Raw genomic sequence first — 6,406 nt, forward strand, 5'->3', positions numbered from 1 at the left:
GGTAGTTCAGTTGGTTAGAATACCGGCCTGTCACGCCGGGGGTCGCGGGTTCGAGTCCCGTCCACTCCGCCACTTATATTAAGCCTCAGTCGAAAGACTGAGGCTTTTTTCGTTTCTACTGCGGCGTTTCCCTGAAGTGTGTTTACACCTAATTAGACTACTCCCCATAATCCCTACTAAGCGAACTCTGCGTGATTACACACTAGGCTTTAATTAATATAGGCCGTTGATGCTGTGGAAAGACAATATGACCTACAAACAAACCTAAGTAATCTATGGTATTCAAAGGCGTTCAACGGCTTGAATCTTGATGAGAAAGAAAAAACGAACTGTGCACATAATCCAGAAAAGCGTCATATATACCCCCAATCTCTCCTGGCTCAAAAATCAAACGACTTGAAAAGAATTGGAAGGTGAAAGATTGAAGGAGCTCTTCATTAGCGAGGTGATGATTTTCGACGCTGAACATTTGATGAGTCTCAGAAAAAATATATCGCCAAGGGGTGAGAAGCGCTAAAACAGATAGGGGTAGCTTAGCTCGAGGCTGTAAGCTATGCGGAATACTCACAAACGTCAAAGCTCAAATCCATTAAGAGAATCGCTCTAGATCTAAGTGGTTATGTGCTCACTAGCGGTACTAGAAAATAGTTAAGTATTCCAAATGGATTATATGAAAAAGCCAACTGCTAAAGCGGTTGGCTTAGTATAAAAATCTCGACGTACTTTAGAGCGAGAAATGATGTCTAAAGAATACGTTTTAAAACACCATCTGCCTTTAGGCGGGTAATTTTTCTGACCAGTCGCTGTACCCCTATAGGGTAGTCTTCTACTTTCTCTAATTGCTTATAAGTACAGATAAGGTGAGTATGCTCAAGAATACGCGAAACTTCGTCTTCAAACTTCTCAGTGAGCTTCGCATAATTGTCTTGTATGAGTAGCCCATTTTCTAGGTCGAGTGACCAAGCACGTGGATTTAGGTTATTCCCAGTAAGTAGCATATAGCGTTTATCAACCCAAATACCCTTAAGGTGGAAGCTGTTATTGTCATGCTTCCATAGGTGAATTGACAATTTACGTGCGGCGATATTCGCTTCATTGGCTTTCGCAAAGCGACGCAAATTCACTTCGTAAAGATATGGAAGTCCGCCAATGGTTTTAAAGTCTTCCTCAGGTGCAATGTAAAAGTCGTTGGCGGTTTTATCACCCACAACAATCGTTACTTTCACACCACGCTTCATGGCTCGTTTCACTTCACGATGAAGTGCTTTAGGGAAGTTAAAGTAAGGCGTACAAATGAAAATTTCGTCTTGGGCTGCTGCCAATAACTTTACAATCTGTTGATTGAGCAGATTACGGCGTTTGCCTAGCCCAACTAACGGAGTGACTTTTACGCTTTCTTCTGTTGCAGCTTGATCTTCAAACTTATAGTTGGCTTGAGCAAGAGAAGCCCTCAGTTGGCGAATCGCCGACTTTATTTCTTTGGTTTCTGGCTTATCTTTTCCTGCAAGATCATTAACGGCAGGGTGAGCAATCATTTCTTCCTGAATGAATTGCACCATTGAATTCGCTAAAGATTCATGTCGAATCACATGGTAACGATCAAATCGATAACGTTCATGATAATGGAGATAAACGTTATTTAAGCTCGCCCCACTGTAGATAACAGTATCATCGACAATGAAGCCTTTTAAATGCAGTACCCCAAAAACTTCTCTGCCACGCACTGGTATGCCATAGACAGGGATTGGGTGTTGGTACTTACTGGCATATGCTTTGTAAAGCGCTGAATTACCCTCAGATGTCTCTGCACCAATCAGGCCACGCTGCGCTCGATGCCAGTCGACACAGATATTGATGTCCAACCCAGGATTGCGCTGTTTCGCTTCATAAAGCGCAGTGAGAATTTCACGTCCAGCTTCATCATCTTCCAGATATAGAGCGACTAGGTAAATTCGCGACGTTGCTTTGCTGATCGCATCTAAAAGACGGGTTCTGAATGATTCTGCTGAATACAGAACATCAAAGTCTTCCGGATTGACAGCGAGACTTGGCAACTGTTCGAATGGATTCCTACTTACTATCATATCGGTATGAGTACCTTAGTTTAGTGCAATATTGCGAACCTGCCATTTTATCAAAGATATGATTTACCTGGCTACAAAAGCACGCGTTTTGATGTCGTTGAAGAGATGAATTGCATTGGAATGAGATCTTTACCGCTATCTACGTAACGTTGAAATGCCATTTTTAGCGGGTGTGGTAGCTCAGAGCAATCAATTGTTGTGAATCCATGCTTGGAATAATAGGATTCGAGATGTGTAAACGCGAAGCAATAATCGCCATCAGTGAAAACATTGTTTTTACAATGAGTTAGTAGTTTTTTTCCAATCCCTGTTCCCCTAACTTTCGGAATGACCAACATTCCTGTCAACAGACGAACTTTATCTACACTTTTTAAACGTAGTAACGCAATGATTTCACCCTTATGGCTTGCTGTAATGATCAATTCATCCTTTTTGGCTCGACCCGCAGGGTAATACGCTTTGTATAGTTTCTTAATGAGGGGGAGCTTGATGGGATTTAACACTTCTATGATTAATGAGTCTGGTATTGTCACTGCGGTTAAAAGATAACTAATGTAGAATGTCGACAGTTTAAGAGAATCTTATCTGGTGTTGCAAACCTACTATGCAAATTAAAACAAATGCGAGCCTAAAGGCTTACCATACTTTTGGAATTGAACAATCGTGTTCCTATTTAGCTATCGTTGAGTCGCTCGAAGATGTTATTGAGCTATTTCAAAACCCAAGATTCACCCATTTACCGAAACTTTTTTTAGGTAAAGGAAGTAATGTTCTTTTTACAGAACATTTTGAGGGATTAGTGATTGTTAATCGAATCATGGGTAAAGAAGTCACGGAAACGGATGAGCACTACCTATTACATATTGCCGGTGGTGAAGATTGGCCTGAATTAGTTTCCTGGTGTGTGAATCAGGGGATCGGTGGGATCGAGAACTTAGCTTTGATTCCAGGTTGTGCTGGCTCGGCTCCTATTCAGAACATTGGTGCGTATGGCCTAGAGCTAAAAGACATCTGTGATTATGTAGATGTTCTTGATCTAACTACGTTTGAAAACAAAAGAATGCACGCCCAAGACTGTGAGTTTGCCTATAGGGATTCCATATTTAAACATGCGTTGCACGGAAAGTGCTTTATCACCGCATTAGGGCTTAAGTTGGCGAAGCAATGGCAGCCGATTAACCAGTACGGTCCTTTACAAAGTATCCCAGAAGAACAACTCAGCCCTGCTTCTATCTTCGAACGAGTATGCCAAGTGCGAAAGGCAAAACTGCCAGACCCAACCAAGATAGGTAACGCAGGTAGTTTCTTTAAAAACCCAGTGATCACGCAAGATCACTATGATCGACTCACAAAAAAATACCCTAACGTAGTGGCCTACCCAGCTTCTGGAGGAATGAAAATTGCTGCTGGTTGGCTTATCGATCAGTGTGGATTAAAAGGGAAGTCTGTACATGGTGCGCAGGTCAACCCTATGCAAGCTTTGGTTTTGACCAACATAGATAATTGTAGTGCTGATGACATTGTCGCGCTTGCTTCTTTAGTGAAGCAGACAGTATGGGACAAATACCAAATCATACTTGAGCATGAAGTACGCTTTCTCAATCGTACCGGGGAGACCAATTTGACTCAGATCGAGGCATCTAGATGAGAAAAGATCACTCTACGAAACTTCATATTTTAAAGTTATTAAGTGATGGAGAGTTTCATTCAGGAGAAGCGTTGGGCGACGATCTTAATGTTTCCAGAGCGGCAATCGCTAAGCACATTAAAGGTCTTAGTGAATGGGGTATTGATATTTATCGAGTGCAAGGGCGCGGTTACCAATTAGCTTCACCATTGCAGTTGTTAGACGAGACTCTCCTTACCACTAGCTCGGAGTCACTTGTTGAACTTGTCCCTGTGATTGACTCAACGAACCAGTATTTGCTCGACAGAGTCGCGGATTCGGAAAAGGGCCGTGTTTGTATTGCTGAATATCAAGCGCAAGGTCGTGGTCGCCGTGGTAGACAATGGGTCTCACCGTTTGGCTCTAACTTATATCTCTCTATGTATTGGCGACTGGATGCGGGAATGGCTGCGGCAATGGGCTTGAGCTTGGTGATTGGGATTGCCGCAGTGGAAGCTCTGGAAGAAGTAGGCATGCAAGGTGTTAAACTCAAGTGGCCGAATGACTTGTATTATCAAGATAAAAAACTGGCCGGAATCTTGGTTGAAATGTCGGGTCAGGCCGGTGGGGCTGCTCATCTAGTGATTGGGATGGGCCTGAATATTGGAATGCCTGACGACCAGCCTGAGATTGACCAGCCATGGACCACGTTGAACCAAGTAAATCAGAGTCTCAAGATCGATAGAAATGTTCTAGCAATGACTCTTATTAAGCATTGGAATTCCGCACTTGTCGAATATGAAATGAAAGGACTTACTGGCTTTATCGAACGTTGGAATCGGTTAGACAATTTCCTTAATCGTCAGGTCAAACTGCTTATTGGGCCTAGAGAGGTACATGGCGTCGTTCGAGGCATCGATCATCAAGGTGGAATATTAATCGAAACCTCCCAAGGACTAGAGACTTATATTGGTGGTGAAATCTCGTTGCGTAAAAGTGACTAAGCTTCGATTACTTTCGCAACGAGACTTTATCAACCAAGTGGTTAACGCCTTTGTGTAGAATCAAGTGGGCTCTCTCACGAGTTGGAAGAATATTCAATTCTAAATTGAGCCCATTAATATCATGCCAAATTTGCTTTGCTTTTTTCTTTGCGTCATCGACAGAGAGTTGTGTGTAGTGGCTAAAATAAGAGCCTGGTTTCGTAAAGGCCCCTTGGCGAAACTTTAAAAAGCGTTCTACGTACCAATGTTCAATGGTCTCTGTTTCTGCGTCGACATAAATTGAAAAATCTAAAAAGTCAGATACAAAGACACGATGCGGGTCATGTGGATAGTCCATTCCACTTTGCAGAACGTTTAAACCTTCAATAATAAGAACATCCGGTCTATCCACTTTTCTTAGTTCATCAGTAATGTCATACGTGATGTGAGAGTAAATGGGTACTTCAAGATCGGGCTTTCCTGCCTTTACGTCAGACATGAACTCGACTAAACGCTTGATATCATAGGATTCAGGGAAGCCTTTACGATGCATGATACCGCGTTCTTCTAGTACTTTTTTCGGATATAGGAAGCCATCTGTTGTAACCAAGGACACTTTGGGATGATTCTCCCAACGAGAAAGCAATGCCGTTAGAATACGAGCAGTCGTACTTTTGCCTACAGCAACACTGCCAGCGATACCAATTACGAAAGGGGGAGCATGTTCCTCTGTATTTAAGAATTGTTGTAATACGGAATTGCGGCTTTGACGAGCCTGGACATACAGATTCAAAAGACGAGACAAAGGAAGGTAGATCTCTACCGCTTCCTCCATGGTTAGGTTTTCATTAATGCCCTGAAGCGCAGTCAAGTCGTCTTCAGAAAGTGTCATCGGTACAGAGTTTCTTAACTCGGCCCAATTTGCACGGTCAAATGACAAAAATGGACTCATGGGTCTCGTTTATCCTCGGTTTAATAGAAGCAAGAACATACATCAAGCGAACTTCAAAGCAAACGACAAAGGTCGAAGTTTACTTTAAAAAAGCTAAGTTTGTACGAATTTGCAGCAAACGAATCTAAAAAATCGAAATTTATGATTTTTTTTCAAATTACTATTGCAACCTAGAAAATCATTCAATAGAATGCGCACCACTTATGCCGACTTAGCTCAGTAGGTAGAGCAACTGACTTGTAATCAGTAGGTCACCAGTTCGATTCCGGTAGTCGGCACCATTCTTTCCTTTAGTAGTCTGAATGGCTTGAAAATTTGGAGGGGTTCCCGAGTGGCCAAAGGGAGCAGACTGTAAATCTGCCGGCACTGCCTTCGATGGTTCGAATCCGTCCCCCTCCACCATATTCTTTAGGAAATAGCTCTCAGAGTTACGTGTTGCGGGCATCGTATAATGGCTATTACCTCAGCCTTCCAAGCTGATGATGCGGGTTCGATTCCCGCTGCCCGCTCCACTCTAATTTGAGTGCTGATATAGCTCAGGTGGTAGAGCGCATCCTTGGTAAGGATGAGGTCGGCAGTTCGAGTCTGCCTATCAGCACCAGCTCTCAAGTTTATTTCCTTTTGATATTAGATTTACCAATTATCTTTTTTTGGTTGCGTGGTCAATTTGGGCCACCTAAATCCGTACCTAGAGGGACCACTCATGTCTAAAGAAAAATTTGAACGTACGAAACCGCACGTTAACGTTGGTACTATCGGCCACGTTGACCACGGTAAAACA

5 protein-coding genes and 4 tRNA genes are annotated in these 6,406 nt (G+C 42.8%); 6 read left to right on the top strand and 3 right to left on the bottom strand.

Features of this window, described 5'->3' with window-relative positions:
- Positions 1 to 743: 743 nt before the first annotated feature.
- Entirely contained in the window at positions 744 to 2,084 is a 1,341-nt protein-coding gene (gene pssA / locus R7R78_RS23445) for a CDP-diacylglycerol--serine O-phosphatidyltransferase (RefSeq protein WP_005388686.1), read from the bottom strand.
- 71 nt (positions 2,085 to 2,155) lie between these two features.
- Positions 2,156 to 2,587, bottom strand: coding sequence for a GNAT family N-acetyltransferase (locus R7R78_RS23450; RefSeq protein ID WP_017821963.1), 432 nt, complete (start codon positions 2,585 to 2,587; stop codon positions 2,156 to 2,158).
- Between the two features lie 101 nt (positions 2,588 to 2,688).
- Between R7R78_RS23450 and murB the strand changes: the two genes are divergently transcribed.
- Positions 2,689 to 3,732, top strand: coding sequence for a UDP-N-acetylmuramate dehydrogenase (gene murB, locus R7R78_RS23455; protein WP_053306556.1), 1,044 nt, complete (start codon positions 2,689 to 2,691; stop codon positions 3,730 to 3,732).
- Positions 3,729 to 4,694 carry a bifunctional biotin--[acetyl-CoA-carboxylase] ligase/biotin operon repressor BirA gene (birA, locus tag R7R78_RS23460; RefSeq protein ID WP_130545443.1) on the top strand — a complete coding sequence of 322 codons (966 nt, stop codon included), beginning with the start codon at positions 3,729 to 3,731 and terminating at the stop codon, positions 4,692 to 4,694. Before murB ends, birA begins: the two co-directional genes overlap by 4 nt.
- 7 nt (positions 4,695 to 4,701) lie before the next feature.
- Here birA and coaA read toward each other — a convergent pair whose 3' ends face one another.
- Entirely contained in the window at positions 4,702 to 5,625 is a 924-nt protein-coding gene (gene coaA / locus R7R78_RS23465; protein WP_005388683.1) for a type I pantothenate kinase, read from the bottom strand.
- A gap of 205 nt (positions 5,626 to 5,830) precedes the next feature.
- Between coaA and R7R78_RS23470 the strand changes: the two genes are divergently transcribed.
- The 4 genes from R7R78_RS23470 to R7R78_RS23485 all read left to right on the top strand — a co-directional run bounded on the left by R7R78_RS23470 (position 5,831) and on the right by R7R78_RS23485 (position 6,226).
- A tRNA-Thr gene (locus R7R78_RS23470) sits at positions 5,831 to 5,906 on the top strand.
- 36 nt (positions 5,907 to 5,942) lie between these two features.
- Positions 5,943 to 6,027 (top strand) — tRNA-Tyr (locus R7R78_RS23475).
- 35 nt (positions 6,028 to 6,062) lie between these two features.
- Positions 6,063 to 6,137, top strand: a tRNA-Gly gene (locus tag R7R78_RS23480).
- A 13-nt stretch (positions 6,138 to 6,150) separates the two neighbouring features.
- A tRNA-Thr gene (locus R7R78_RS23485) sits at positions 6,151 to 6,226 on the top strand.
- Positions 6,227 to 6,406: the final 180 nt, after the last annotated feature.

It is taken from the genome of Vibrio sp. 2134-1, from assembly GCF_033339495.1.

Coding starts and splice junctions, on each gene's coding strand:
- pssA (WP_005388686.1), bottom strand. CDS start 2,084: ATGATAGTAAGTAGGAATCCATTCGAACAGTTGCCAAGTCTCGCTGTC.
- coaA (WP_005388683.1), bottom strand. CDS start 5,625: ATGAGTCCATTTTTGTCATTTGACCGTGCAAATTGGGCCGAGTTAAGA.
- birA (WP_130545443.1), top strand. CDS start 3,729: ATGAGAAAAGATCACTCTACGAAACTTCATATTTTAAAGTTATTAAGT.
- murB (WP_053306556.1), top strand. CDS start 2,689: ATGCAAATTAAAACAAATGCGAGCCTAAAGGCTTACCATACTTTTGGA.